The sequence below is a fragment of the Polaribacter marinaquae genome (assembly GCF_038019025.1).
Taxonomy (GTDB): domain Bacteria; phylum Bacteroidota; class Bacteroidia; order Flavobacteriales; family Flavobacteriaceae; genus Polaribacter; species Polaribacter marinaquae.
In genome coordinates, this window is sequence record NZ_CP150496.1 from 506458 (window position 1) to 530413 (window position 23956).

The 23956-nt window shown below is 29.2% G+C and carries 25 protein-coding genes; 11 read left to right on the forward strand and 14 right to left on the reverse strand.

Translation table 11 applies throughout. The features are described from left to right. Positions 1–2: 2 nt before the first annotated feature. The 5 genes from WG950_RS02375 (at position 3) to WG950_RS02395 (ending at position 3915) form a co-directional block, all read left to right on the forward strand. The gene (locus WG950_RS02375) at positions 3–1337 is read left to right on the forward strand and encodes a DUF58 domain-containing protein (RefSeq protein ID WP_340933986.1); all 1335 of its coding nucleotides are present in this window, start codon (positions 3–5) and stop codon (positions 1335–1337) included. Between the two features lie 27 nt (positions 1338–1364). After that, positions 1365–1763: a DUF805 domain-containing protein gene (locus WG950_RS02380; RefSeq protein ID WP_340933988.1), complete on the forward strand. Its 399-nt coding sequence runs from the start codon at positions 1365–1367 to the stop codon at positions 1761–1763. A 12-nt stretch (positions 1764–1775) separates the two neighbouring features. After that, positions 1776–2210 (forward strand): DUF805 domain-containing protein, encoded by a 435-nt coding sequence (locus tag WG950_RS02385; RefSeq protein ID WP_340933989.1) that lies wholly within the window; start codon positions 1776–1778, stop codon positions 2208–2210. 21 nt (positions 2211–2231) lie between these two features. Beyond that, positions 2232–2603: a DUF805 domain-containing protein gene (locus WG950_RS02390; protein WP_340933990.1), complete on the forward strand. Its 372-nt coding sequence runs from the start codon at positions 2232–2234 to the stop codon at positions 2601–2603. A gap of 109 nt (positions 2604–2712) precedes the next feature. Next, entirely contained in the window at positions 2713–3915 is a 1203-nt protein-coding gene (locus WG950_RS02395) for a multidrug effflux MFS transporter (RefSeq protein ID WP_340933991.1), read from the forward strand. 3 nt (positions 3916–3918) lie between these two features. Here WG950_RS02395 and WG950_RS02400 read toward each other — a convergent pair whose 3' ends face one another. After that, the gene (locus tag WG950_RS02400; protein ID WP_340933992.1) at positions 3919–4464 is read right to left on the reverse strand and encodes a DUF4251 domain-containing protein; all 546 of its coding nucleotides are present in this window, start codon (positions 4462–4464) and stop codon (positions 3919–3921) included. A gap of 109 nt (positions 4465–4573) precedes the next feature. Between WG950_RS02400 and WG950_RS02405 the strand changes: the two genes are divergently transcribed. After that, positions 4574–5281: an RluA family pseudouridine synthase gene (locus WG950_RS02405; protein ID WP_340933993.1), complete on the forward strand. Its 708-nt coding sequence runs from the start codon at positions 4574–4576 to the stop codon at positions 5279–5281. Positions 5282–5447: 166 nt separating this feature from the next. On the opposite strand, the gene WG950_RS02410 is transcribed toward WG950_RS02405, so the two are convergent. The 5 genes from WG950_RS02410 to WG950_RS02430 all read right to left on the reverse strand — a co-directional run bounded on the left by WG950_RS02410 (position 5448) and on the right by WG950_RS02430 (position 10387). Then, positions 5448–5633: a CPXCG motif-containing cysteine-rich protein gene (locus WG950_RS02410; protein ID WP_340933994.1), complete on the reverse strand. Its 186-nt coding sequence runs from the start codon at positions 5631–5633 to the stop codon at positions 5448–5450. Beyond that, entirely contained in the window at positions 5633–6637 is a 1005-nt protein-coding gene (locus WG950_RS02415; protein WP_340933995.1) for an NADP-dependent oxidoreductase, read from the reverse strand. Before WG950_RS02415 ends, WG950_RS02410 begins: the two co-directional genes overlap by 1 nt. A 34-nt stretch (positions 6638–6671) precedes the next feature. Beyond that, on the reverse strand, positions 6672–8660 hold the full coding sequence (locus tag WG950_RS02420) for a dehydrogenase E1 component subunit alpha/beta (RefSeq protein WP_340933996.1): 1989 nt from the start codon (positions 8658–8660) through the stop codon (positions 6672–6674). A gap of 112 nt (positions 8661–8772) precedes the next feature. Continuing rightward, positions 8773–9252: an Lrp/AsnC family transcriptional regulator gene (locus WG950_RS02425; RefSeq protein ID WP_077809232.1), complete on the reverse strand. Its 480-nt coding sequence runs from the start codon at positions 9250–9252 to the stop codon at positions 8773–8775. A gap of 85 nt (positions 9253–9337) precedes the next feature. Continuing rightward, entirely contained in the window at positions 9338–10387 is a 1050-nt protein-coding gene (locus tag WG950_RS02430; protein ID WP_340933997.1) for a M14 family zinc carboxypeptidase, read from the reverse strand. A 347-nt stretch (positions 10388–10734) separates the two neighbouring features. Here WG950_RS02430 and WG950_RS02435 point away from each other — a divergent pair, with 347 nt between their 5' ends. The 3 genes from WG950_RS02435 (at position 10735) to WG950_RS02445 (ending at position 12327) form a co-directional block, all read left to right on the forward strand. Further along, positions 10735–11097, forward strand: a complete 363-nt coding sequence (locus tag WG950_RS02435) for a helix-turn-helix domain-containing protein (RefSeq protein WP_077809230.1) — start codon at positions 10735–10737, stop codon at positions 11095–11097. A 77-nt stretch (positions 11098–11174) separates the two neighbouring features. Beyond that, positions 11175–11954, forward strand: coding sequence for a HipA family kinase (locus tag WG950_RS02440; RefSeq protein ID WP_340933998.1), 780 nt, complete (start codon positions 11175–11177; stop codon positions 11952–11954). Next, positions 11944–12327 carry a DUF3037 domain-containing protein gene (locus tag WG950_RS02445; protein WP_079738792.1) on the forward strand — a complete coding sequence of 128 codons (384 nt, stop codon included), beginning with the start codon at positions 11944–11946 and terminating at the stop codon, positions 12325–12327. Before WG950_RS02440 ends, WG950_RS02445 begins: the two co-directional genes overlap by 11 nt. 360 nt (positions 12328–12687) lie before the next feature. On the opposite strand, the gene WG950_RS02450 is transcribed toward WG950_RS02445, so the two are convergent. Further along, positions 12688–14541 (reverse strand): B12-binding domain-containing radical SAM protein, encoded by a 1854-nt coding sequence (locus tag WG950_RS02450; protein WP_340934000.1) that lies wholly within the window; start codon positions 14539–14541, stop codon positions 12688–12690. 163 nt (positions 14542–14704) lie between these two features. Between WG950_RS02450 and WG950_RS02455 the strand changes: the two genes are divergently transcribed. Next, complete coding sequence (locus tag WG950_RS02455) at positions 14705–15682, forward strand: phytanoyl-CoA dioxygenase (RefSeq protein WP_340934001.1); 978 nt, start codon at positions 14705–14707, stop codon at positions 15680–15682. A gap of 190 nt (positions 15683–15872) precedes the next feature. Further along, positions 15873–16598, forward strand: coding sequence for a tRNA-uridine aminocarboxypropyltransferase (locus WG950_RS02460; protein ID WP_340934002.1), 726 nt, complete (start codon positions 15873–15875; stop codon positions 16596–16598). Between the two features lie 48 nt (positions 16599–16646). On the opposite strand, the gene WG950_RS02465 is transcribed toward WG950_RS02460, so the two are convergent. The 7 genes from WG950_RS02465 to WG950_RS02495 all read right to left on the reverse strand — a co-directional run bounded on the left by WG950_RS02465 (position 16647) and on the right by WG950_RS02495 (position 23808). Further along, positions 16647–17423, reverse strand: a complete 777-nt coding sequence (locus WG950_RS02465) for a M90 family metallopeptidase (protein WP_340934003.1) — start codon at positions 17421–17423, stop codon at positions 16647–16649. A gap of 24 nt (positions 17424–17447) precedes the next feature. Beyond that, positions 17448–19889 (reverse strand): M1 family metallopeptidase, encoded by a 2442-nt coding sequence (locus tag WG950_RS02470; protein ID WP_340934004.1) that lies wholly within the window; start codon positions 19887–19889, stop codon positions 17448–17450. A 197-nt stretch (positions 19890–20086) separates the two neighbouring features. Further along, the gene (locus WG950_RS02475) at positions 20087–21649 is read right to left on the reverse strand and encodes a S41 family peptidase (protein ID WP_340934005.1); all 1563 of its coding nucleotides are present in this window, start codon (positions 21647–21649) and stop codon (positions 20087–20089) included. Between the two features lie 78 nt (positions 21650–21727). Next, positions 21728–22270: a DUF4252 domain-containing protein gene (locus tag WG950_RS02480; RefSeq protein ID WP_340934006.1), complete on the reverse strand. Its 543-nt coding sequence runs from the start codon at positions 22268–22270 to the stop codon at positions 21728–21730. 60 nt (positions 22271–22330) lie between these two features. Then, positions 22331–22837, reverse strand: a complete 507-nt coding sequence (locus WG950_RS02485) for a DUF4252 domain-containing protein (RefSeq protein WP_340934007.1) — start codon at positions 22835–22837, stop codon at positions 22331–22333. 40 nt (positions 22838–22877) lie between these two features. After that, a complete protein-coding gene (locus tag WG950_RS02490; protein WP_340934008.1) occupies positions 22878–23312 on the reverse strand; it encodes a hypothetical protein in 435 nt (144 codons plus the stop codon). Next, positions 23299–23808 (reverse strand): RNA polymerase sigma factor, encoded by a 510-nt coding sequence (locus WG950_RS02495; RefSeq protein WP_077809219.1) that lies wholly within the window; start codon positions 23806–23808, stop codon positions 23299–23301. Before WG950_RS02495 ends, WG950_RS02490 begins: the two co-directional genes overlap by 14 nt. Between the last annotated feature and the right edge of the window lie 148 nt (positions 23809–23956).

Consider the following 23956-nt stretch of genomic DNA (forward strand, 5'->3'; position numbering starts at 1 on the left):
CCTTGAAAAACTTTTACAATTCACTCTTTTTAAACAATAGATTTTTCTATTTATTAGGCTCAATTGCAGCACTTTTTGTTGTTGGCTTTTTTGCACCCGTATTTTTCGAAATTTCTAAAGTGCTACTTTTTATACTTTTAACAATTTCGTTAATTGATGTAATTCTTTTGTATAAATTAAGAAATGGTATCGAATTTTCAAGAAATTTACCCGAAAGATTATCTAACGGAGATGTGAATACTATTCGTTTAAACTTTACAAATACTTATGGTTTTAAAGCACATTTAAATATTATTGAAGAGTTACCCTATCAGTTTCAAAAAAGAGATGCCAATTTCAATTTAAAAATTGCTACTGGTGATAATAAATCCCTTTTTTATGATTTAAAACCTAATCAAAGAGGAGTTTATAACTTCGGAAAAACAAACATTTATACGAATACTCCGCTACAATTAGTAACTAGAAAATATGTTTTAGGAGAGGAGAAAATCTTAAAATGTTACCCTTCATTTTTAAAACTAAAAGAATTCGATTTTAAAGCTTTTACCAACAGCACAGTATCTTACGGCACAAAAAAAGTGAGAAGAATTGGGCATTCTTTAGAGTTTGAGCAAATTAAAGAATATGTTTCTGGAGACGACATTAGAACTTTAAACTGGAAAGCAACAGCAAAAAGTAATCAACTGATGGTCAATCAGTATGTAGAAGAAAAGTCGCAACCTGTTTATGCTATAATCGATAAAGGTCGTGCAATGCAAATGCAATTCAATCAGCTTTCTTTATTAGATTACGCTATAAATGCTACACTTGCAATTAGCAATATCGTTTTAAGAAAACAAGACAAAGCCGGAATGTTATCTTTTTCTAAAAAATTAGAAGATTGGATTGTTGCTGAAAAAAGAAATTCTCAAATGAATTTGATTTCTGAATCACTATATAACCTTAAAACTGATTTTTCTGAATCTGATTTTAGTACGCTATACGCAGTTATAAAAAGAAAAATTACGCACAGAAGTTTGTTAATTATCTATACAAACTTCGAAACTATGGATGGTTTAAACAGGCAACTACCCTATTTACGTGCTTTAGCAAAAAATCATTTGGTATTAATTATATTTTTTAAAAACACCGAATTGCAAGCTCTAATTAATACGGATGCAGACAATATACAAGATGTTTACGACAGTATTATTGCAGAAAAGTTTATGTATGAAAAGGTTAGAATTGTTAATGAGTTGAAAAAATACGGAATTCAATCTGTTTTAACTGCACCAGAAAATTTAACAGGAGATGTTATTAATAAATATCTTGAATTAAAATCTAGAGGATTGTTTTAAAAAAACTATTTTCGTCAAAAAAAAGCAATGAATTATTATAAGTACTGCATAAAAAACTATGCAAATTTTTCTGGTCGTGCTAGAAGAAAAGAATATTGGATTTTTCTTCTTTGCAATCTAATTATATTTACAATACTTGGGTTTCTTGCAGAGTTTATAAATACATTTACTTCAACTAACGAAGGTTTTTTATTAATAGGAATTTATGGACTATTTATAATTACACCACATTTAGCTTGTGCAGTTAGAAGATTACATGATGTTAACAAATCTGGTACTTATTGGTTTGTTCGCTTTATTCCGTTAATTGGGCCTATTTGGCTCTTAATTTTATTTTTAGAAAACAGCTGGGAAGGACAAAATAAATACGGAATGAATCCGAAGAAAATGGATACATCAGAATTAGAAAATATAGGAAAAGAATAAAAGCAAAAAACTATGGATTGGTATTTAAAAGTATTAAAAGACTATTTTAAATTTTCTGGCAGAGCTAGAAGAAAAGAATATTGGATGTTCTTTTTATTTCATTATTTGTTTACAGGACTTTTATTGTTTCTTTTTATATATTCTAACGAAAATCTTTTTGATTATAACCAAGAGTTTGAAACTGAAAACACTTCATATCTATTTTTAATACTTCTATTAATTTATACATTAGCTACCATTATACCATCTTTAGCTGTAAGCTCAAGAAGAATGCACGATTTAGGTAAAAGTGGCGCATGGTTTTTTATCAACCTTATACCATACATTGGTGGTTTTTGGTTTTTGATATTAACTTGTATGGAAGGCGAAAATAAAGTGAATCAATACGGAGAAAATCCAAAAGGAATAAACAATAACAGAGAAATAGATTTTATAGGAAAAGAATAAGTTCACTTAAAAATAAGAAAAATGAATTGGTATTTAAAAGTTTTAAAGCAGTATACAGATTTTAAAGGAAGAGCAAGAAGAAAAGAGTATTGGATGTTTGTATTGATAAATTCAATAATATCATTTTCGCTTAAGTTTATAATGCATGGTTCATTAGTTTCTCCTGAAACATCGCTTATTGAAACCATATATTCTATTGCAGTATTTTTACCATATTTAGCAGTAGGAGTTAGAAGAATGCACGATGCTGGTAAAAGTGGTTGGTTTTTATTGATTCCTTTTTACAACTTGTATTTAGCTTGTACTGATAGTGAAAATGGTGAAAATAAATGGGGATCAAACCCAAAAGGTTTAGGAAACAGCAATGAAATAGATTTTATTGGAAATGAATAATTTCTTTAATTTATACACAATAAAAAGGACTGCAATTTTGTAGTCTTTTTTTTTATGTAAAAAACGAATATTTACAGAATTATAAAAGTGAATAAACTACTTTTGCCGAATGAAAATTAGACAAAAATCTGAAATAGAATTTATTATTGTAATGGCTTCTTTAATGTCTTTAGTGGCATTAGCTATAGACGCTTTATTACCTGCAATAACAGATATTGGTATGTCTATTAATGTTATAGATTCTCAGAATAATCAGTTATTAATTACCATGATTTTTCTAGGTTTAGGTTTTGGACAGTTAATTTCGGGTCCGTTATCAGATAGTTTTGGTAGAAAACCTGTAATTTATGTAGGTTTTATTGTCTTTGCTTTTGCAAGTTTGGTGTGTATCTTTTCTAAAAATTTAGAAATGATGATATTTGGTAGAATTCTACAAGGTATTGGTCTTTCTGCACCTAGAACTATAAGTATTGCAATGGTTAGAGATCGTTTTAGCGGTAATTATATGGCCAAAGTAATGTCTTTTGTTGTGGTTATTTTTATTCTAGTTCCTGTTGTTGCACCTGCTATTGGTAAAATAATGCTAGATTCTTATGGCTGGAAATCTATTTTCTATAGCCAATTAGTGTTTGGTTTGTTTGTAATGCTTTGGCTTTGGAAAAGACAACCAGAAACACTGAAAGTAGCAAATAGAAAAAAATTTAAATTATCTTTATTTGTTTCGGGAACAAAAGAATTTATAAAACATAAAAACGCTGTAATTTTTACTTTATTCTCTGGTTTTATTACTGGCTCTTTTATGGTTTATTTAAGTGCAAGTCAGCAAATATTCGAAAAACAATATCATTTAAAAGAAGAATTTCCGTTTATTTTTGCAGGTTTGGCAATTAGCATTGGTATTGCAACATTCTTAAACGGAACTTTAGTTGTGAGATTAGGAATGTTTAAATTGGTTAAAATTTTTACAGTATTATTTACACTTATTCCAATTATCTACATATCGCTATTTTATGGTGAAAGCAACCCAAGTATTTATGTGTTGATAACATTTTTTGCTGTACAATTTTTTGCAATTGGCTTTTTATTCGGAAATACGCGTGCTTTGGCCATGGAACCTATTGGTCATATTGCTGGTATTGGTGCAGCAATTAATGGTTTTTTCTCTACCATAATGGCAGTTCCTATTGCTACATATATTGGTGGATTTTTAGATAAAACTGCATTACCATTATTTATAGGTTTCTTTATCTGCGGATTAATTGCTCTTTGCTTAATTCAGTATTTGAATATTGCTAATAAGAAAGCAAGTTAAAACTTAGTTATTACTGTTTTCGGTTAATACTTTCCAATTTCCGTTATAATAAATTGTTGATCTATGACTGCTATTTACATTCAAACTACAATTGCTGTTTGGGTATAAAGTTAACGTAGCATTGTAACCTTCGTCTTTTGCATTTAAAGTATACTTTAAAATATAAGCTCCTTTTTTAGCATCAAAAGTTTTTTTAACAACCTTTGGCTTGCCTTCAAATTTAATTCCTGCATCTGCATTGTAACCCCTAGACAATTGCTGCTGACCGTAAAAAGGCAAATCTACATGAACACTATCATTTTTAATTCTAAAAAAATTAGCATTTCCAGATAAATTAATATTATTTGTAGAGCTACCTGGCGGTAATAAATTTTCTAATCCTCCTACATTATTATTTAACCCCATTGGCTGCGCCCAATCAAAAATTGCTTCTATATTTTTACTAGCTACGGTTTCTTTTAAATTATCAATTTCTGCTTGTGTAGCGGTACTTTTTAAACTAGAACAACCAAAGCAAAAAACTAATAAACTTACCAATACTATTCTCATAATTAAATATTTTATTGATTATTAGGTATCTAAATTTACAAAAAAGGAATTTAAATTCATTTAAAGATATCACAAATTAAATGGTATTTTTGAAATCTAAATAATAGAAATGAGTGTACACATTATTTTTGAAGATGATTATATCTTATGCGTTAGTAAACCTAACAATGTTGTGGTTCATCATGCGCATCACTCTAGAAACGTTGCTGATGAAGCCTCTCTTTTACAATTAGTTGAAGCGTTGAAAGGAATAAAAACGTACCCGATACATCGTTTAGACAGAAAAACATCTGGTATTATTTTATTAGCAAAAGAAAAACAATACGTTTCTAAGTTTCAAGAATTGTTTACTAATAATCAAATTGAAAAAACATATTACGGTTTGGTTAGAGGTTTTGCTCCAGAAGAAAAAATAATAGATTCGCCAGTAAAAGGACGTGATGCCAATGTACACAAAGATGCATTAACAGTTTTAAAAACTTTAGAAAAGGTAACACTAGAAATTCCTGTAAAACCCTACGATTCTTCTCGTTATAGTCTTATTGAAATGAAACCTAAAACAGGTAGAATGCATCAATTAAGAATTCATACCAATAAAATCAGCAATCCGTTGATTGGCGACCCTAAATATGGCGATAAAAACCACAATGTAATGTTTGAAAACAACTTTGGTTGGTGCAAAATGTTTTTACACGCTGGTAAATTAGAATTTAAGCATCCTTTTTCTGAGGAATCCTTAAGTTTAAAAGCAAAGTTTCCGGAAGATTGGCAGCATGCTTTTAAAGAATTCTCTTGGAAAAATCCATTAGCAAATTAAGCACTTAAAATCGGTATAGAGCTATTGTTTCCAAAATTTCTTAGCCCTGATAGAGCGGTTTGTTTGAGCTCTTTTTAGATTTTTTTTATAAAAAGATATTTTTATAAAAACAATCTAGCGAAGCGAAAAAAAGCGAGTAGCGAAAGCAGGAAATAGCTTCTAAAAATTATTGTTCGATACTTTGTGTATTAAAGGCTATTAATTCTCCTGCCTCAAAAGTTGGTGTAACTTCTATAGGATTACAGCAAACCTCACAATCTTCTATATAGGTTTGCTGATGTACGCTTGCATCTAAAATCATCGATACTTCTTCCCAACAATATGGGCATTGAAAAAAATGCTCTTGCTCCACTACTCTTTTACTTTTAAAACTAATTTTCCGTTTTTATTACCCGTAAAAAGTCTATTATAGGTTTCTTGAAAGTTTTCGATTCCGTTGTAAATATCTTCTTTCGATTTTAGTTTCCCTTCTTGTAACCAGCCACTCATTTCTTTTACAGCTTTACCAAAATCTTTGGTATAATCCATTACCATAAGACCTTGCATTGTAGAACGTGTTACTAACAATGATAGATAATTACTAGGACCTTGTACTTTACTTTTGTTGTTGTATTGAGAAATTGCTCCACATATAATTACTTTTGCATGCATTCTTAATTTGCTTAATGCTGCATCTAGTATTACACCACCTACGTTATCAAAAAAGACATCGATACCTTTAGGACATTTCTTTTTTAAGGCAGAATAAATATTCTCGTTTTTATAGTCTATAGCACCATCAAAACCTAACTCATTTACAATGTAGTCACATTTTTCTTTTCCGCCAGCAATACCAATTACTGTACAGCCTTTTATTTTAGCTATTTGCCCAACAATAGCACCAACAGCCCCTGCAGCACCAGATACCAAAACGATATCTCCTTGTTTAACTTTTCCTACTTCTAAAATACCAAAGTACGCCGTCATTCCTGGCATACCTAAAGTACCCAAATACATTGGCATCGAGGCCAAACTTTCATCTACTTTAAACCAGCCATCTCCGTTTGTAATAGAATATTGTTGTACGCCACCCCAACTTGTTACACAATCTCCCACTTCAAATTTTGGATTGTTATTTGTTTTGATAACTTTACCAATAGCACCTGCTCGCATAACGTGATCTAATGCTACTGGCGGAATGTATGATTTTGAATCATTCATCCAACCGCGCATTGCTGGGTCTAATGATATATAATGATGTTCTATTAAAATTTCTCCGTCTTGTAACTCAGTAATTTCATTACTTTCTAATTGCCAAGTATTTTCATCTGGATAACCTTTTGGTCTATTTTTAAGTATAACTTGTTTGTTAATCATGAATACTAATTTTTAACTCTAAAAATACTAATTTTTAATAATTTAAAAGCACTTCTATAGCTTTATCTAATCGACTTTTTCCTAAATACTGATTTTCTAATTCCGCTTGAAAAGGTATAGGAGTTTCTAAGCTTGCAATTCTAGCAACCGGTGCGTCTAAATATTCGAAACAGTTTTCGCTTATTAATGCAGAAATATCACTAGCCAAACCACCAAACATAGAATCTTCTTGTACAATAATTGCTTTACCTGTCTTTTTTACAGAACTATATATTGTTGCAACATCTAAAGGTTGTAACGTTCTTAAATCGATTACATCTATATTTTCTATTTGTTGCTTTTCTAAAGACTCTAAAACCCAATGTATTGCAGCACCATAACTAATAATTGTTAATGCATCACCTTGTTTTACAACAGCTGCTTTACCAATTTCTGTTGTATAACTATTTGTTGATACCTCTTGATAAACAGAACGGTACAAAGCTTTATGCTCGAAAAACATTACAGGGTTTGGATTCTCTATTGCCGAAGCTAGCAACCCTTTTGCATCTGATGGAAAAGCCGGATAAACAACAATTAAACCAGGAGTTTTGGTAAACCAAGCTTCGTTTGTTTGACTATGAAAAGGCCCTGCATTAACACCTGCACCGCAAGGCATTCTTACTACAATGTCTGCTTTTTGTTGCCAACGATAATGTGATTTTGCTAGTAAATTTACAATAGGATTAAATCCTGATGATACAAAATCTGCAAATTGCATTTCCATAACAGCTTTAAATCCGTTAACAGACAAACCATAAGCAGCAGAAACAATTGCAGACTCACAAATTGGAGTATTTCTTACACGTTCTTTGCCAAATTTCTCTAAAAATCCATCAGTAATTTTAAAAACACCGCCATAAGCTGCAACATCTTGCCCCATGATAATCAAATTACCATTTTTTTCCATTGCTTGCTCCAATCCTTCCGAGATGGCATCAACAAATCTTATTTTTTTCTTATCAAGAGACGGAACTATTTCTTTATAACTATAATCTTTATAAACGTCTTTTAACTCCTCTTCTAAATTTGGTGTAATTTCTTCCTCATTATACGCTATATCTAAATTTGTATTTATTTCTGATGTAATTTCAGTACGAAAAGACGCATCTAATGTTTCTGAAAGAACACCTTCTTCTAATAAAAATTCTTTAAAATTTTCTAACGGATCTTTATCTGCCCAACTATCTAATAAATCTTGTGGTACGTACTTTGTTCCACTCGCTTCTTCGTGGCCACGCATTCTAAAGGTTTTAAACTCTAACAATACTGGTCTTGGTTTTTTTCGAATACTTTCGGCTATTTCAGATACTTTTGCATACACCTCTAAAATATTATTCCCATCAATTACATAACTCTCCATGCCATAACCAATGCCTTTATCGGCAATATGATTGCATTTAAATTGTTCTGATGTAGGCGTAGACAAACCATATCCATTATTTTCTACACAAAATAATACCGGTAAATCCCATACAGAAGCAACATTTAAGGCCTCATGAAAATCTCCTTCACTTGTACCACCTTCTCCTGTAAAAACTGCACAAACTTTGCCATTTTGCTTTATTTTATTTGCTAATGCAATACCATCTGCAACCCCTAATTGTGGCCCAAGATGTGATATCATACCAACAATATGAAATTCTTGTGTGCCAAAATGAAAACTTCTATCTCTACCTTTAGTAAAACCATTTAATTTACCTTGCCATTGCGAAAAAAGTCTGTATAAAGGAATTTTACGTGTTGTAAACACTCCCAAATTTCTGTGCATTGGTAAAATGTACTCGTCATCGTACAAAGCAGCCGTTACACCAACTGCAATAGCCTCTTGCCCAATGCCAGAAAACCATTTAGATATTTTACCTTGACGCAAAAGAATTAACATTTTTTCTTCTATCAATCTAGGTAACAACATTTCTTTATATAAATGTAAAAGTTGTTCTTTTGCTATAGAATTTGCGATAAATTTAATTTTACTTGCCATACGTTGTATATTTCATAACGTTAACAAACATAAACAATCAAAAGTAGAATCCACAAAAAAATCCTTATCATTTTAATGATAAGGATTTCTAATTATTAATAAGTAAAATACTCTACAATTCTTTAAAAATTGCGTGCATCATTCTCTTTTTATCGTTTATACTTTCTTCTAAAGCAATCATAGTTTCTGTTCTATTTACTCCAGGAACATCGTCTATTTGATATATAATGTCTTTTGCATCATTTGTTCCTTTTGCTCTAACTTTACAGAAAATATTATATTTACCTGCTGTTACATATGCAACAGTAACGTTAGGTATGTTTCTTAAATTTTCTATAACACTCTGTGTCATAGACGTTTTTTCTAGATATACACCAACATGTGCTATAAAAGAATAGCCCATTTTTTCGTAGTTAAGTGTTAAAGTAGAACCTTGAATAATACCTTCATCCTCCATCTTTTTTACACGAACGTGAATGGTTCCTGCAGACACTAATAATTGTTTTGCAATATCTGTAAATGGTGTTCTAGCATTCTCTATTAAAATGTCTAAGATTTGATGGTCTATTTCGTCTAAAATGAATTTTTTCATAATTTATATATTATTCAATTATAATCGCAAATTTATAAATTTAATTTAAGAGAACAATGAAAAAAATGAGAAATATCTAATGTTTTTAGATTTCGAAAACGATTTCGTGGTGACCAATTTTGCCTTTTAAGCTACTTTCTTCTACTTTAACCAATGTCGAAACTAACTCACCATCAACAATTTGATCTTTATATTGGTAGGCAATATCTTTCTTTTCGCCTGAATATCGATGAATTATATCATAAAAATCTTTTGCGTTGTTTGGGATAGTAAAGTAGTCTTTATACTCACTAAAATCTTCGGTAATTGCAATATGATACAATCCTTGTAAAATAGCATAAAAAGTATATTCTCTAGACACTTCTCTTACATAATCATCAGGATAGTGACCAGATTCTATTAAGATAGTATTGTAACCTAACTTTTGAAAATTATCTCCGGTAGCAGTTGGGTAAAACTCATCAGTGTATCTACCTATATAATTCGGAATCATTTTTTGCAAAACAGCATTCATAGCTACAATTACATTCATTGTCTGTTTTCTACCTTTAGTTAACGCCCTTGTCACTTCTTCTGATGGCGCTAAGAAAGATATTGTAGCAGGATTTTTAGTGTTTTCTACATTAAAAATAGTTCTTTGGTCGTGTAAATTAAAACAAAACTGCGGATTAAAATCTTCCAAAACACTTCTTAATAACTTGCTTTCTTTTGCAATTCGATCTACAGCATCTCTATTAAGATCTATATTATTACCATTTACTCTTGTATAAACTTCTGCTCCGTCTGGATTTAACATAGGTATAAAAACCAATGTACATGCATCTAAAATTGTTTGTAATTGCTCTTTATTTGTGTTTAAAAAGCAATTAAATAGATCGAATAATGCTTTTGTACCCGTACTTTCATTTCCGTGCATTTGCGACCACAACAATATTTTTTTCTTACCAGTACCAATTTTAAGTTTATAAATAGGTATTCCTTTTTCTGATGTACCTATTTCTTGCACAAGAAATTTTGATTCATATTTCTGAAACAAACTTTCTATGTCTTTAAAACGAATCCATTTTCCAGAAATAGAAGTTTCTTTTTGTTCTTTAAAAATGGTCTTCAAAAAATCTACTGCTAACAAGCTCATAATAATCGGTTGTAAAATCTTTGTAAAAATAAAGCAATCACATTTGTAATCAAACTAAAATGTTACAAATGTAAATTACCCAATTGTTACAAATGTAAACCTGCGATTCTGTTTACAAAGTTACTTTTGTAAACAGGATTTCTATTTTTTAATTCAGAAAACTATTTGATTAAACATCAATATAATAATTTCCTATGTAAAAATTTTAAATATATGTTTTTTAGTGTTTTATATCGATTAACTAAAGTTTTACTTTACTACTTTAAACACATAATAAAACTAGATATAAATTTACCTTTGTGGTTACAATAATATATTTTACATTTGTAAAACAACAAGTTGTTACAATGATAAACACAGCCAATTTTACAAGTAAACTGAAAAAAGTAATGGAACATCATCAACTTTCGGCATCTACGTTTGCAGATAAAGTTGGTGTGCAACGTTCTAGCATCTCTCATATTTTATCTGGAAGAAACAAACCAAGTTTAGATTTTATATTAAAAGTAACATCAGAATTTAACGACGTAGATATTAATTGGCTTTTAAAAGACGAAGGTGTTTTTCCTAAAAATGCAGTTCAGAAAATAAAACAGCACACCCCTTCTTCACCTACTTTATTTTCTTCAGAAAAAAATAACAGCGGAAAAAATATTCAACGAATTGTAGTTTTTTATGATGATGGTACTTTTGAAGAATATCAAAAATAATTTTACGTTTACTTTTCGTTTTCAACAAAAAGCTAATTTTTACAACAAACTTGTTTAAATAGTATATTTTAGTACTTATGAATAAAATTGATATAAGAACAGTAAATGTGGTTCAGTATTTACAACCTTTAAGAGAAGGTGGTTCTTTGCCTGCAATTGTAAAAGCAGATAATGGCTTTTTGTATGTCTTAAAATTTAGAGGAGCCGGACAAGGAACCAAAGCTCTAATTTCTGAATTTATTGGTGGCGAACTTGCGAGAGCTTTAAACCTGAAAGTTCCAGAACTAGTATTTATGAATTTGGATGATTCTTTTGCAAAAACAGAACCCGATGAAGAAATACAAGATTTATTAAAATTTAGTGTGGGTTTAAATTTAGGGCTTCATTTTTTATCGAGCGCAATTACTTACGATCCTTTGGTTTCTAAAGTTGATGCTTTTACGGCATCAAAAGTTGTATTGTTAGATAGCTTGATTAGTAATATCGATAGAACAACAAAAAATACAAACTTGCTGCATTGGAATAATGAACTTTGGGTAATTGACAATGGCGCTAGTTTTTACTTTCACCATAATTGGAGTACTTGGGAAAATCATTTAACAAGAACGTTTCCGTTAATTAAAGACCATGTACTTTTAGAGAAAGCAACAAAACTAAAAGAAGCTGCACTAGAAATAAAAAAAGAAATAAACGAATCTATTATAAATGAAATCGTTTCTAAAATTCCGGAAGATTGGTTAGAGAATGAAGGTGAAGTTTTAAAACCTAACGAAATGAGAAATGCATATATTACTTTTTTAAATGCAAAATTAAAGATGTTAGATTCATTAGTAAAAGAAGCAGAAGATGCAAGATAGATTTACATTTGAATATGCAATTATACGTGTTGTGCCAAAAGTAGAACGCGAAGAATTTTTTAACGTGGGTGTAATTCTATTTTCTAAAAGAAAAAAGTTTTTAGGAATTAAATACCATATAAACCCAGACAAGTTAAAAGCACTTGCCCCAGAATTAGATCTTAATTTTTTAAATAATTATTTAGCAGCTTGGGTGCAAATTTGTGAGGGCAATAAAGCTGGTGGTAAAATTGGTGAATTTGAAATTGCAGACAGATTTAGATGGCTTGCTGCTTGCAGAAGTACAATTATACAAAGCTCTAAAACACACCCTGGTTTGTGTGAACAACCAGAAGATTCTTTAAATGATATTTTTAAGAAATTTGTAATGTAACTTACAATAGTTCATAATTATACTTAAATAATTATTGAATTGATGTTGCCTCTTTATCAAAGACAACTTACAACAGGTATAAAAATTATGATTAACTAATATTTCTAAAAAAAATCTACTATATTTTTATAAATATACTAGATATTTTTTTTTGCTAAATCATGTTAGCGTATTTACGTTTACAAATAAAAACTATTTTTTGATTCTTTACTTAAGTAGCAAACAAGTTTAGCCCTGATTGTAGCATTTGTTTGAGCTCTTTTTTAGTTTGTTCGTGAAAATTTGTGAAGTATGAACAAATTTTCACGAACAAACTAAAAAAAGCGAGTGCGAAAAGCAGGAAATAGCTTCTAAAAAAATCTATAAATGACTAGCGATTAAATTATTTTTAACAGTAACCTCTGGTACTTTAAAATTGAAATAATTAAACAACGGAATTTTGAAACCTTTATGATTTAAATAATTATTTAATGCAATATTTAATCCTTCGCTATAAAGATGATGCTCTGCCCCTGTTGGATCTTCGTGAAATAAATCGTTTTCTGCAAAACCTTCAAACTTTGGTCCTGTAATTTTAATTTTAAATTCTTCTGGATTTTTACCTACCGGACTATGACTTGTACAAGCAAATTGATGCCAAAAAGCAGATTGAATACAATTGTTATAAAACAACTGACGCACAACTTCTAAAGAATCGATAGTTTCTTGCGCTGTTTCTGTAGGAAAACCAAACATTAAATAAGCATGAACCATTATATTTTCATCGGAAAATGCTTTGGTAACTCTTGCTACTTGCCCAATGTCTACTCCTTTTTTCATTTTTGCTAACAACCTATCGGATGCAACTTCTAAACCACCAGTTACTGCAATACAACCAGATTTAGATAAAAGTGCACACAGTTCTGGCGTAAAAGTTTTTTCGAATCTAATATTTGTCCACCAAGTAATAAACACTTTACGTTCTAGTAATTTATTGGCTAATGCTCTTAACATTTTTGGTGGTGCTGCTTCGTCTACAAAATGAAAACCAGTTATACCTGTTTCTGCAATTATCTTTTCGATTTTATTTACCAAATCGTCTGCAGTAGTGTTTTGATAATTGCCGATATAATCTAAAGTAACGTCACAAAACGAGCATTGTTTCCAATAACAACCATGAGAAATAGTTAACTTATTCCATTTACCATCAGACCACATTCTGTGCATCGGATTCATAACATCTAAAAAAGATAAGTATTTTGCTGTTGGCAAACCAACATAACTTGGTGCTGGTAAATTTTTATGATGAAAAATTGTATTCGGAGTTTTATCTGCATAAACAACTTTGTTTTCTCTGCAAATAAAAGTTCTTTCTAAAGACTCCTCTCCTATTTTATTTTCTAAATATTCTGTAATTCTTAACAACGGCCCTTCACCATCATCTAAAGTTATAAAATCTACGTAATTAAAAATACGCGTGTCTGATAAACGTCTAAGTTCTGTATTGCAATAACCTCCGCCAAAAGCAACCTTAATTGTTGGATATTTTTCTTTGATAAATTGCGCACATCTTAATGCCGAAAACAAGTTACCAGGAAACGGAATTGTAAAACAAACCAAATTATAAGCATCTTGTTGTAATTGTTCTTCTAACAAATACAACATTTCGTCTTCTATTAAAGTGGTTTCATATTGCAAACATTCTTCTAAAGTATTAAAACTAGATGCTGCTCTACCAATTTGTTCTGCATAACGTGTAAAAGAAAAAAACTCGTCTACATTGGTATTAATAAAATCACCCAATTCTTCTACAAATAAAGTGGCAATGTGTTTTGCTTTGTCTAAAATACCTAGTTTACCAAACTCTTTAGATAAATCTTTGTTTAGTTTTACACGCCTGTGCCCGTGTGGTAAAAAATCTTTGTGCACAATTTGATAAGCTGCAGTAACTTCTTGTACACGTAAATAATTCATTACAGTATCTACTTTGTCTATATATGCTTCTCTTTGTTGCCAAACCAAAGGCAACGCAGTATTACCAAGCATTTCTGCTTGTTTAAAAATGGCATCTATAAATTCTTTAGTAAAAACACTTGTAAATAACTCGATACTTAAATCTAGCTGCTTCGTTTTAACATCTTTAGCATCTAAAAACCCTTTAATATATGCTGTAGCAGGATAAGCAGTATTTAACTGCGTAAATGGCGGAGTAATTAAAAGTGCGTTAGTAGACATCTAATTTATTAAAATGCAAAGATACTACCTCAATTATAATTACTCTTTAAATTTTTAATGCTTTTTATTAAGATTGATTTTCTTACAAAAACAGGTATTTATACGTAAAATCTTTGCCAACTAAAAACTTACATTCGTTTTATAACTTAAAAACAATTTAATTTTGAATAGTAACCCTAACTTTATTGAAATTAAAACAGAAACCACAAAACTGTTAGATCCTGAAATTACTCAGGAAAATGCTAAAATTAGTTTAGATATAATTCATCTTAAATTACAAGAAACAACTGCTATTACAGGTTCTGATTTCTCAATTGAAAATTTAGCAGCAATACCCACATCAAAAGGAAAAGCGTTGGGTTTAAATTATGCTGCTTTATGTTTATTAGATTATAAAAGAACAACTCTTTTTTTACAAGCAATATATACTGCTATTAAAGAACTGCAAGACAAAAAACCTAAAAAAAAGATAAAAATATTCTATGCCGGTTGCGGACCTTACGCACCTTTTTTTACATTGATATGTACTCTTTTTAAACCAAGTGAAATTGAGTTTTCTTTGCTTGATATTAATATTGCATCAATAAATTCAACAAAAAAAATAATTCATGCCTTTAACTTATTTCCATACATAAGTTCAATTTATACTGCAGACGCCACAACTATAAAAGTACCTAAAAGTGTATGTTATAACATTTTAATAAGCGAAACTTTAGATGCTGTTTTATATAGAGAATGTTATGTACCTATTTTAATGAATTTATTACCTCAGTTTAAGAAAGACGTAATTTTGATTCCAGAAAATGTGCTACTCACCTCTTCTTTAATTAATACTGATGAACCTGATAAAGAAGAAGAACTTTTAAATGTTATTTTTGATGTTAGAAATAGCATACTAAATAATACAATTTCAGATAATTTCAATCCTTTAAAAGTTGCTATTTCTAAGAAAACAGAACACTATAATACTTTGGTAATTGATACAAATGTTCATATTTATAAAGACTATTGGTTAAAAAGATACGATTCTACTTTAACAACACCTTACGCCTATCACCTAGAAAAACCATTTACTAAGCAAAAAGCTGTTTTTACATATCATTTGGATCCAGAAATAGAAATGAAATTAACTTTTGAGTAACTAAATTATTCTGTTTCATCGTAGATACTTCTTTACATATTGTAGTTTTTTTTAAATTGGAAAAGAGAAAAATTTCACAGATGATGATCATCTTTTTTTCTCTGATATATTTCTGATTTAAAAAAGTAGTAGTTTTGCAAACTAAATTTTTAATACACACAAATTAAAAGCATCTAAACAAAAATTTATTTTGCAAGAAGAAAGTTATAATTACAGAATACAATGTTACAAATGTATGAGACCAAATAGTACTTGTATTTGTAAACACATCCGTTCTTTTGATACAAAAACTCGTTTTATTATTTTAATGCATCCGAAAGAATATAAAAAAGAGAAAAACGGAACAGGAGTTATGACAAATCTTCAGTTAAAAAATGCTGAAATAGTAGTTGGTGTAGACTTTACCAACAACAAACGAATTAATAATATAATTGATAATAAAAAAAAATCTTCTTTCTTATTATACCCAGGTAAAGAAAGTTTTAATTTATCTACTAGAAAAAAACCAGAAATAGAACGTTTTTTAGATAAAAAACCTCATATTTTTATTCTTGATGGTACTTGGCCTTGTGCAAGAAAAATGCTGAAGCTAAGTAAAAACTTACAGGAATTAAATAGAATAAGTTTCGACAACAAAATAAAGTCTAAATTTATTATCAAACAACAGCCAGAATCGCTTTGTCTTAGTACGATAGAGTCTGTTTACACGGTTTTAAATCTACTTAAAAAAGCAGAAATAGAAAATTGTGATACTTCTAATTTTCTAGTTCCTTTTAAAAAAATGATTGGGTATCAACTTGATTATTTATTAAACCCAAAAAGTAAAAATTATCTTCCGGAAGCTAGTAATATTATTACACCTAAAAATAGTTATAAGAAAGAAACTCAAAGAAGTATTATTTACGAACAAGAATAATTTGCGTTCTTAAATCTACTTTTTTTACTCTTTTTAAACTTCTAAAAATTATTTGATAAAACAAGACGCTAACATCTTATATAAATCTGGGTGTTTTCTTTTCATTAGTTTAGGTCTTTCAAAGAAATACTCTCCAGCCACAGCTAAAAATTCAATTTCAGATGTTCCTCCGTAATTTCTAATATCAGAATCATCATTATTAATTTCTTCGATTTTTTTATGAATTAACTGTAAATAAGGAATCGTGTATTGTTTGTCTAGTAAAACTTCTGGAATACCATCAATAACACCATCCAATTTATCGAGAAGATGAATAAACTCGTGAATAGCTGTGTTTCCTTTATCTGTTTTATTCTGAAAACCATGATGCAGTGCTTTTCTTGATAAAATCATTTGATTTTCAAACCTTCCTGTACCCACTAAACCACCAATATTTCTGTGTGCTACCTTAGAGTCAAACTGTAAATCATCATCAAAATAATCTGGATAAATTAAAACCGTTGTTAAGTTTGTATACTGCCAAGAAGGAAATCTAAATACCGGAATTACAGCACTGGCAGCAACTAACAACGTATCTAACTCTTCCAATTCAAATTTAATAGCCCTAATATGAACGGATGCTAAAAAGCCTGCCATTTTTTCTCGAAAAAGTTGTTGCTCTTTTTCTGTAAGTTTTTGATAAAATAAAACGTTATCCTTTAAAACACTATGCCAATGGTTGGGTACAGAAATTTTTTCAATGTTTTTAATCGCTCTTTTTTTATTACTTCTAATAGTAAATATTAAAAGTATTAATAATAAAGAGATTGCAATAATATAAAGCATTCTACTATTTTTTAATAAAAAATATTACAAGAGACCCGTCATTGCTTCTTTTACAATTGCAATATTTCTATCTTTATTGGTATTTGTAGATTTTTCTTGTTCTTTTATTATTGTTCTCATTAAGTTGATTACTACCTTATCGAAGCTAAACTTTTTATATTGATTTCCTTTGGTTACCATATCTTCTACTAAATTCTGAATTGCCAACATATTATTGCTTTTAGAAATCATTTTAAAAGCTTTTTCATACATCACTTTTGTTGATCCTTGTCCAGATAAAAACATACCAGAAACAACACTTTTTGCAATAAATGGTAATTCTGTTTCGTCTTTAGACTCAATAAATATTTGTGTTAAGGGTGTTGCCAATATTTTACGAACATCGTCTGGTAATTCTTTAGATTTTTTTAAAGCCAAATCTTTATCTATATAATACATAGCAACTAAAGATTTTCCTAAAACTGCATACGATTTACTTTGCAAACCTTTTGTAAAAATAGATTTTAATTCTGGGTCTGTTAATTTCCCTAAAGTTTCTATAGCAGCAGCTTTAACTAATGTTTTAGCATCATTATTAGCCAATTGCATAATTTTTCTAATGGCATCTTTCTTAGAAAATTTATTAATTAAATCGATATTTTCTAAAGCTAGTACTCTAATTTTATATGAAGAATCATCTAAAGCTGATACAACAGCATTAAATGCAACTTTATCGTCTTGTTTTTTTACAACTTCTAAAAGAGCCTCTCTTCGATGCATAAAATGTGTTGCATTTTTTAACTGAAAAATATAATCACTTAAAACTTTATTTTCATTAAACTCTGCCAACAATACACCATCAGAATTTATCTGAATTAAATCTGGCATTGTATTAAAAGGAAATGTGAATGAAGCATCCTTATTCTCTACAAAAACAGTTTCTCTTCTACGCTTATTACCTTCAAAAATATCTAATGTTAAAGGAAATTGAAAATTTTCTGGTTGCAGTTGTAAAATGTTTACTGTCACAGTTTTTCTTAACTTATTATAATCATAAGAAACATCTATTTTTGGATGATTTGCACCAAAATACCATTGATTAAAGAACCAGTTTAAATCTTTACCAGTTACTTTCTCGAAAATTAAACGCAATTGATGTGCCTCTGCTGCCTTATATTTATAGTCATTTAAATACGTTTTTAAGCTTTCGAAAAAAGCTTTGTCTCCTAAATAGTTTCTTAGCATGTGCAAAATAGCGCCACCTTTGTTATAGCTAACTATATCGAACATATCTTCTTTATCTAAATAATTAAAACGAACCAAATCTTTATCAGATTCTTGACCTTCTAAATATAAACTAACATTAGAATGCATGTACATTTCTGCTGCCTCTTCTCCGTATTTATATTCTTGCCATAAATATTCGCTATAATTCGCAAAAGACTCGTTAAGTGTTAGATTAGCCCAACTCTCTGTTGTTACTAAATCGCCAAACCAATGATGAAAAAGTTCGTGTGCTATAGTGTTTTCATGAGTGTTTTCGTCTATTAATTGTCCGGGTGTTTGGTAGGCTTGTTCACCATGAACAACTGCTGTGGTATTTTCCATAGCACCAGAAACATAATCTCTAACAACCATTTGGCTGTATTTATTCCAAGGATAAGCAACGCCCAATTTTTCTGAAAAGAATTGTATCATTTCTGGTGTATTACCAAAGATATCTTTTGCATATTGTGCATATTCTTTTTCTACATAGTAGTTTACCGGAATATTTTTATAAGAATCTTTTACTATCTCGAACTCGCCAACACCCATAAAAAATAAATAAGGTGCATGTTTTTGATCCATTTTCCAGTAATCAGTTCTTAAATTGCCATTATTTGTTTGATTTACAAGTGATCCATTAGATAAAGTAACAAATTTGTTAGGAACTGTAATGTAAATTTCTTGTGTAGTTTTTTGATTGGGCGCATCTATTGTTGGAAACCAACAACTGCTTCCCTCTGTTTCTCCTTGTGTCCAGATTTGTGTTGACTTATTTTTATCTGCACCATCAGCATTTATAAAATACAAACCTTTTGCACCAGTAATTGCCGCACTACCTTTGTCTTTAACTTTTTCTGGCCTTGCTGTATATTTTAAATAGATCGTAAATTTTTCTTCTTTTGTATACTTTTTTGGAAGTTTTATTACTATTTGAGCATCATCATAATCGTAATTTAATTTTGTTCCGTTTAAAGAAACTTCATCAAACAACATTGCTTTTGCATCTAACGTAAAAAGGTTTGTAGCATAGAAATGAGGTTTTGCAGTAACCCAAGCTTCACCGTTTAATTCTTTTTTATCAAAATTAAAATTAACTTTTAGTTTGGTATGAATTAAGTTGTGCGTTTTTTCTCTTTCTGCCCTATAAATGGCATTATTTTGTGAGAAACTTAAGGTGCTTATTGATAGGAATGCAAGTAGAATCCAGATTTTAATCTTCATAAATAATATATTCTTCTAAACTTCAAAAATACTAAATATGAAGATAGAACGTGTTAATGAGCAGTTAAATTCAAAAAACGTACCAAAAAGCCTTAAATTACATAAAAAAATGAGTTGTATTTGGTACAAAAATTCAATAAAAATTACAACTTATAATTTTATAAGAAACTAAATATCATTGTTGATTATTTTACTAATTATTTTTCGATCTCATTTAAAATCCAATCCAATTCTGGATCTGTTTTATTTAATCTATTTTTTATTGTTGGTATAATTTCTACATCTGGTTTAACACCATAACCATCGGGGTTTTCTTTGTAAGGAGTTGCAATATGTAAAACTCCGTACCTCACTACTACTTTGGTATTAGATAATTTATGCTGCCTCATAAAACCAGCAACAGTACCGTTATAAGAGCCTCCTGTTTCTTCACCCACAAAAAACGCTCGTTTGCTACCATGCAAATATGTTGCTAATAATGCTGCAGCAGAATATGAATATCCATTAATTAAAACATATATTTTACCTTTAAAATTCAAAGGATTAGGTTTCTCATTTTTTGTACCATAATTAAAATATAATTGACCGTTTTCTTTTTCGACACTAAACATTCTATGCATAGCAATAAAAGGTGAAACTGCACCAAAAATTATTTTAGTAAATGCAGGTGTACTGTTACTATAAATTACTTTTAATAACGGCATTCTAGTTTTTACTTCACTTCGTGTATAAAACTGGAATTGTTTATCTGTTAAATAAGAATATAAATTTTTAATTTCTTTTGCTTTACCACCTCCATTAAAACGTAAATCTAAAATTAAATTTTGTGTTTCATTCTGAGCTATTTTTGCAAAGGATTGCTCATAAAACTTTTTGAAATTTCCTTTAGTGAAACTTCTAATTTTCATGTATGCAATTGTACTATCTTTTCCGATAAATTCTAAATTTCTATTATAAGTTTTGTCTCGATAATTATAGCCATGAATTTTATTATACTTTCGTTTTTCTTTCCATGAAATTTTATTTTTTTCTTTTGTATTCGGTTTAATTTTTAGTGAATTTTTTTGCTTATCGTTGCTATTCGTTTTTTTTCTTAGAACTCTTTTAAAAGTTCTATTAAATAAAGAATCTTTTAAACTTAAAATTAATTGAATACTATCTTGTCTACCATTATTTTTTAAATATAATTCTTTAAAGTGTTTACCAATTGCTTTATCGTAAAATGTGGTATTGAAGCCATCTGAAGAAAAGGTTTTTCTATAATTTACATAAATATCAGAAATGTCCTCATCATTTATTTTAAGAACTTGTGCTCCTATTAGTAAACTATCAGATTCTGCCCCTTCACTTATAAATAATTTAGAATTTAATGTTTCAAACTTTAACTCATTAAACTCGTTTTTCATTTTTAAATCAAGTTTTCTCTCCTTTTTGGTTCTTATTTTTGCAGGCGGACTAATAGCAGTATGTCCGTGCCCCATTTGAGAAATAACTACCACTGCTTTTTTATAGAAATCTCTACTATTTAAAGGTTTATTCAGTGAATTTTTTAAACTATCAAACTTATAATCTAAAACTTCTTTAGTTCTATACTGATATAATCTTGGATGGTATTTTTTAAGTTCAGAATACAATTCATCAATATCCTTTCTTAAATCTTTTACCGAATGTAGTTTAGAAATTTGTTCGTTGTGTTTTTTAATACTCACGCAGGAAGTTAGTAGCATTAAAAATGCTACATATAGTAATCTTATTTTCATTAGAATTTTTTCTAAAAATAACTAAAAAAACCTCAACTTCTTTCGAAATTGAGGTTTTTTGTAAGTTTAAAATGCTAACTATTTGTTGAACATCTTAGAAAACTGTTTTAAAGAAGTACTGTCTCCGTCTACATTTACGCTATTTAGCATATCGATTATCTTAGAAGGATTCATATTTTCTCCTAATAATCTTGCCACTCCTACTCCGGCTTCTTTACCGTATCCAAAAGCGATAACTTCGTCTATAGAATTTGTATCACCAGAATAGTAAACTTTTACATTCATTCCTTTTGCCTTCATAGACATCAAGTTTTTATAAGTTTCGTTGTTGGTAAATATCTTTTTTAATTTTCCTTTTTCAGTTTCGTAAGCAACAGAATTATCCGCAGTTTTAGGTAAAAAAGCTACATTAATTTTCTTGATACTTTTCATGGTTTCTTTTACATCATCAGAAACATCTGAATTTACAGTTAGTAAAGAGCTTACTGGTAAATCGCCCGTATAAAAATCTTCTTTACCGCTTGTGTCTACTAAATAACTTTGTAATGATTTATCGTTTTTACATGAGCTTGCTAAAACTAATACAAAAAGTAAAGAAAGTATGGTTGTTAATTTTTTCATTGATTAAGTTTTAAAAAGTACAATCTAATTTTAAAAAAACTAGATTGTACATGTTTTATATTATTTGTTTGCAAAAGTATCTGCTAGATCAGACATTTTATTAATATCTATGTTACCTGTTAAAGAGACAATAACTGCTTCCGACATGCCATTTGTCTTTTTATCGATACCTTTAATAAACATTAAAACTTCATTAACAAAGTCTTTGTTTTTAGATGCTTTTACATAAATCTTAACTCTAGAATCGTCTTCTTTAATTCTCATTAACTGTGTTAAGTTTTGTTTTTTAATAGAAGCATTTACCATGCTTTCCATTTTGTTTGCAATGACCTTGTCTTCTGTAGAAAACATTTTGAATTCTTTTAATTCTTGTATCATTTGAAACACTTTCATTTCATCGCTATCTTTAAATTTTTCTGAATTAAATTTCGATAAAATTTCAAATGCATCTTTGGTAACAACTACCATATCTACTTCTTTTATGTCTTCTAAAGAATCATATAAAGACTGCGCATTGCTTAACAAAGGTGTTACTATAAATGCGATTAATAATAATATTTTTTTCATCTTTTCTTGTTTTACTTGGTTTTACTAATATTTACTTGGTTTATCTTAAAATCTTTTTTACTGAGTTATCATAAGTATGTAAAGTTGCAACTGCTTGTTCTCCTTTTTTTAAGTTTTTAGACAATAATTTTAATCCTTTACTTACTTCTGCATAAATTTTTTCTGCTTCTTTTCTTTCTTGGTACTCGCTGTATTGTTGTTTACCAACAAATACACTAAATAATAAGACTACAGATGCTGCTACAGATAACCATTTAAAGTTTTTCTTTTTAGATTTTTTAGTTTCTAACTTAATGGTTTTTGTATACGTTTCATCTTTCGATACAGAAAAGTAGGTAAACATATAAGCATACTCTTTCAAATGTTGTGCTACATCACCTTCTTTAAAATAGTTTCTTAAGGTTGCCTCTTCTTGCAAAGTAGTTTCTGCGTTTTCGTACTTTTCTATTAATTTTTCTATGTTAGCTAACTCCATAGTTGTGTTTTTTAATTAATTGTTCTCTAATTGTTTTTCTTGCTCTAGATAATGCCACTCTTACTGCGGTTGGCTTCATATCTACCATTTTACATATTTCATCAAAATCATATTGTTCAATATCTCTTAACTGAATAATAATCTTTTGCTGTTCTGGCAACTTTTCTATCAATTGGTGCACTTGGTTTACACTGTCTTGATGTTCTAGTTTTTTATCTAAAGACGTTTCTTTCTCTTTATAATTACTGTGTACTAATGTTAAATTACTTGCTTGCTTAGATTTTAGTCTATCATAACAATAATTTTTTGTCATTGTCATTGCAAATGCTTCTACATTTTTATAACCAGCTATTTTATCTTTACTACGCCACAACTTAAAAATAAGCTCTTGTGTAGCATCTTCTGCTTCTTCTGTAGACACCAATAATCTTTTGGCTAATCTAAAGACCTTATCCTTAAAAGGTAAAACAACTTTTAAAAAGTCTGATTGGTTCATTTTTGTTTGGTTGATTAATGGTAAACCTGTTAATTAAACTTATTTTATTATCGGGTTTACATCATTACGACGAGCAACAATATATTTTGTTACACAAGAATTTAAAAATAATACTATTTCTATTTATATTGCGTTAGATTATTAAAAC

Bases quoted from the DNA above. Each gene is read 5' to 3' on its own strand.
- WG950_RS02380 (WP_340933988.1), top strand. From the start codon at position 1,365: ATGAATTATTATAAGTACTGCATAAAAAACTATGCAAATTTTTCTGGT.
- WG950_RS02385 (WP_340933989.1), top strand. From the start codon at position 1,776: ATGGATTGGTATTTAAAAGTATTAAAAGACTATTTTAAATTTTCTGGC.
- WG950_RS02390 (WP_340933990.1), top strand. From the start codon at position 2,232: ATGAATTGGTATTTAAAAGTTTTAAAGCAGTATACAGATTTTAAAGGA.
- WG950_RS02395 (WP_340933991.1), top strand. From the start codon at position 2,713: ATGAAAATTAGACAAAAATCTGAAATAGAATTTATTATTGTAATGGCT.
- WG950_RS02400 (WP_340933992.1), bottom strand. From the start codon at position 4,464: ATGAGAATAGTATTGGTAAGTTTATTAGTTTTTTGCTTTGGTTGTTCT.
- WG950_RS02405 (WP_340933993.1), top strand. From the start codon at position 4,574: ATGAGTGTACACATTATTTTTGAAGATGATTATATCTTATGCGTTAGT.
- WG950_RS02415 (WP_340933995.1), bottom strand. From the start codon at position 6,637: ATGATTAACAAACAAGTTATACTTAAAAATAGACCAAAAGGTTATCCA.
- WG950_RS02420 (WP_340933996.1), bottom strand. From the start codon at position 8,660: ATGGCAAGTAAAATTAAATTTATCGCAAATTCTATAGCAAAAGAACAA.
- WG950_RS02425 (WP_077809232.1), bottom strand. From the start codon at position 9,252: ATGAAAAAATTCATTTTAGACGAAATAGACCATCAAATCTTAGACATT.
- WG950_RS02430 (WP_340933997.1), bottom strand. From the start codon at position 10,387: ATGAGCTTGTTAGCAGTAGATTTTTTGAAGACCATTTTTAAAGAACAA.
- WG950_RS02435 (WP_077809230.1), top strand. From the start codon at position 10,735: ATGATAAACACAGCCAATTTTACAAGTAAACTGAAAAAAGTAATGGAA.
- WG950_RS02440 (WP_340933998.1), top strand. From the start codon at position 11,175: ATGAATAAAATTGATATAAGAACAGTAAATGTGGTTCAGTATTTACAA.
- WG950_RS02445 (WP_079738792.1), top strand. From the start codon at position 11,944: ATGCAAGATAGATTTACATTTGAATATGCAATTATACGTGTTGTGCCA.
- WG950_RS02450 (WP_340934000.1), bottom strand. From the start codon at position 14,541: ATGTCTACTAACGCACTTTTAATTACTCCGCCATTTACGCAGTTAAAT.
- WG950_RS02465 (WP_340934003.1), bottom strand. From the start codon at position 17,423: ATGCTTTATATTATTGCAATCTCTTTATTATTAATACTTTTAATATTT.
- WG950_RS02470 (WP_340934004.1), bottom strand. From the start codon at position 19,889: ATGAAGATTAAAATCTGGATTCTACTTGCATTCCTATCAATAAGCACC.
- WG950_RS02475 (WP_340934005.1), bottom strand. From the start codon at position 21,649: ATGAAAATAAGATTACTATATGTAGCATTTTTAATGCTACTAACTTCC.
- WG950_RS02480 (WP_340934006.1), bottom strand. From the start codon at position 22,270: ATGAAAAAATTAACAACCATACTTTCTTTACTTTTTGTATTAGTTTTA.
- WG950_RS02485 (WP_340934007.1), bottom strand. From the start codon at position 22,837: ATGAAAAAAATATTATTATTAATCGCATTTATAGTAACACCTTTGTTA.
- WG950_RS02490 (WP_340934008.1), bottom strand. From the start codon at position 23,312: ATGGAGTTAGCTAACATAGAAAAATTAATAGAAAAGTACGAAAACGCA.
- WG950_RS02495 (WP_077809219.1), bottom strand. From the start codon at position 23,808: ATGAACCAATCAGACTTTTTAAAAGTTGTTTTACCTTTTAAGGATAAG.